The sequence below is a fragment of the Nocardioides sp. CPCC 206348 genome (assembly GCF_048654705.1).
Classification (GTDB): domain Bacteria; phylum Actinomycetota; class Actinomycetes; order Propionibacteriales; family Nocardioidaceae; genus Nocardioides.
Genome location: NZ_JBMCZA010000173.1, coordinates 20,660 through 23,539 on the forward strand (window position 1 = coordinate 20,660; position 2,880 = coordinate 23,539).

General features: G+C 61.3%; 3 protein-coding genes. 1 reads left to right on the forward strand and 2 read right to left on the reverse strand.

Going from position 1 to position 2,880, the window contains the following annotated elements:
* Positions 1 to 275 precede the first annotated feature (275 nt).
* Positions 276 to 1,763 (forward strand): hypothetical protein, encoded by a 1,488-nt coding sequence (locus ACOADB_RS13760; RefSeq protein WP_378599521.1) that lies wholly within the window; start codon positions 276 to 278, stop codon positions 1,761 to 1,763.
* Between the two features lie 165 nt (positions 1,764 to 1,928).
* Here the strand turns inward: ACOADB_RS13760 and ACOADB_RS13765 are convergent, their stop codons facing one another.
* Both ACOADB_RS13765 and ACOADB_RS13770 read right to left on the reverse strand, forming a co-directional pair.
* Positions 1,929 to 2,654, reverse strand: coding sequence for an alpha/beta fold hydrolase (locus tag ACOADB_RS13765; protein WP_378599524.1), 726 nt, complete (start codon positions 2,652 to 2,654; stop codon positions 1,929 to 1,931).
* Positions 2,608 to 2,880, reverse strand: a 273-nt coding sequence (locus ACOADB_RS13770; protein ID WP_378599527.1) for a hypothetical protein, incomplete at its 5' end; no start/stop codon positions are given. The genes ACOADB_RS13770 and ACOADB_RS13765, both read right to left, overlap by 47 nt.

Below are 2,880 nucleotides of genomic sequence, written 5' to 3' on the forward strand. Positions count from 1 at the left end.
GCAGGCGAGCAGGGTGTCGAGGTCGCCGGATGCCGAGGCCTTGTAGTACCGGTCGATGACATCGGGGATGGTGGTCATGGGCCGAACCTAGCGAGGCGCACCGACATCGGTCGGCGCGTTGGAACCCGTGATCAGATGCGGCGCAATGACGACGTATGAGTCCGACGGAACGGTTGCAGCATTTGGTACGCGTCCGTTTCAGCAACATCGCGAACTCGGACGCGGTCGGGCGAAAGTACTGAACGGCAGGTCATCCCGCACATAGAGTCGAGTCCGTGTCAGACCACGAGATCAAATTGGATGGCCAGACGTGGGACTTGCTTGCGCTCCGGTCAGCGCGCTCAGACAATTCGCTTCCAGCCCTCCTGGACCGTGCACGTGTCGGCGAACGACTTGGGCCAAGCGCGATGCTGGGTCTTGCGGCATGTTCGACGACGTCCAGCCTCGCTGACGCCCGGTACGTCCTGAGAAGCGACTTTGGTTTCGACGCGGCCCGCGCAAAGGGCGCAGTCGCGGTCGGCGGCTTGATCAGCTCTGCGACTGTCACCAATGACCCGTTGGGCTTTGTTGCCGACGTCAAGATGTCACCATCTCAGCGAAACAGGGTGTGTGGTCGTCTTGGTGGGAAGCCGGCAGCCGACGCCGTTGGGGACAAGTTGAGTGTGGCGGCCGCAATGGCGAACTGGGACTCGCGAAAGTTCCGTCGCTTTGCACTGGATGCGGCCCGCACGAATGACCCGGCTGTTATGGGTGTGTCGGCTGCGATCGGTGCAAGCATGCGCCGTCATGACCCTCAAGGGTTCGCATCGAGACTGACGGCGTCACAGACCTACCCCCTTGCTTCGGGCCGGAACACCAAGCTTGCTCAGCGAGCAAACGATGTTCTGACCGCCGCGTACACGATGTCCTCGCTTGATCCCAGCGGGCTGGCTCTAGGGCCTCGCGCATGGAACGACGCGCCACCCACCTGGCGTGAGTCAGCGGCACCATGGGTGTACGCCATCCTCGACGAGACCAACGGCGCTGCCGTCGCTCATCTCCTAAATGCCGTCCATTCTCGGGGACTGAACTTCGTTCAACCTGGAGCGAGTCCGTTCCACTTTTTAGATAGCCAACAGGAACTAACTGAGGCGCGTCTCCGGCTCCAAACGTTCTCCGGTCAACTGACGAAGTGGTTTGACCGACCGATGTGGTTCGACGGCGGTGCCGGTCAGGTGCAGGTCCTGCTAACCCAAGATGAAGATCGCTACATGTACGCCTGGGTCGGCGTCAACGGGATGGGGCTCCTAGTCGCATTCGACCTGCTAGATGGGGTGCCCTACGGACCTGACGTCGCGGGCGTTCGAGCGGCGCTCGCACTTGCGATTGGCTGGTATCTCGACGTTTCCGTATCACTGCGGATGTCCGCCTCCGGCACGCATGCCGTTCAGAGATCTGCCGCCGGAACGGTCACAACTGGGGCCCGGTATGTGCCATTGCCGTCGTTTGTGCGTCATGCCAACTCGATGAACAGCGGGACGAAAGCTCCTCCGCGGCTGCACGGTGTCGTTGCACATGTGCGCACGTTTACCAACGGCTACAAGCCCAGCGCGCGTGCCCGGCAGAATGCGCCGAAACGCTTGCAGGCAGGTATGCAATCCAATCAAACGTTCGTGCGGGCCTATATGAAGGGCCACGGGAACCTGGCGCTTCTGACGACACACCTTTCGAAGTACTCGGCGTTGGCAGACGTGATTGCGGGACTACAACGCAGATCCGGGTGAAAGGCGCCGGCGGCATCTGACCCGAACATTTCAGGCCGCGATCCACCTGCAGGCCAGACCTGCATCGACCCGATCGGTACACGGCGGAATGCCCGCCTCAGCCGATGCTGTTGTCGCGTCACACGGTGCCGGCACCTGAGGCTTCAGAACGTGCCTGCTGTCGCGCTATGGGTGGGGGTGCGAGTCTCGGTCGGCGATCATTCGGTTCACCTGGCTCGTAACGAACCTGTGCCATCGGCTCGGGTTCATCAACATCCCGTGGCCTATGTACCCCCGTGCGAGGCGCCCCAGACCTTCAGAGCCGATCTCCTGATAGTCGACCGAGATCGCTTGGGTTGTCGCCCGAGCACAGTAGGCCGTTGCTTCGGCCGCCGTAGCGTGGGGATCCCCAGGGTTGATTGCAACTGCGAGGTGGCGATGGGCAAGGGTGTCTACGGCTTCATCGGCCGGAAACCACGGTGTTAGACCGATGACTCCAGCGACGTGAGGTTTTCCTGCAACGCGTACAGCGACCCGCGCTCCCATCGAGTGTCCGATGAGCACGACGGGTACGCCCGGATGGTCGACAGATGCTTGCTTGATGGCTGCTTCCGAATCTTCGACCTGGGTGCTTCCCGGAGCGCCCCCGATGTGGGCCCAGTTGTCGAAGCGAAACCGTGTCAACCACAGTGCAATCCCTTGATCCGCCAATTGGTTCTTGATGCACCAATGTAGATAGGCGGCCCGCTTGTACGACGCCGACCACTCGCCAACTTTCCTCGTGCCTTCTTCTGGCGAGCCTCCGTGAAAGATCAGGGCGACAGCGCGGATCGAACCCCTTGGGGTGTGCTTCATGCGAACAATGTCAGTCATCGGTGTCCGCGCTTGTGTGTGGGAAGTTCGATTTCGCATACTTCGCCACTGCCGCGGTCGAGGCAACGTTTACGCCGGCGCCGGCGATCCCACCGGCGATGGGGACGAGTTTGGTCATGTTGACGACCCCCTTGGTGCCGGCCTTGGTGATGAGTCGGAATCCCACTGCCTTGTTGATCTCGATGAACACTTGGCCAGGAATTTTCTTGACGGCCTGCATCGCAAACTTGTTGCTCAGGTCCACGCCGAACTTCATTGCAACGCC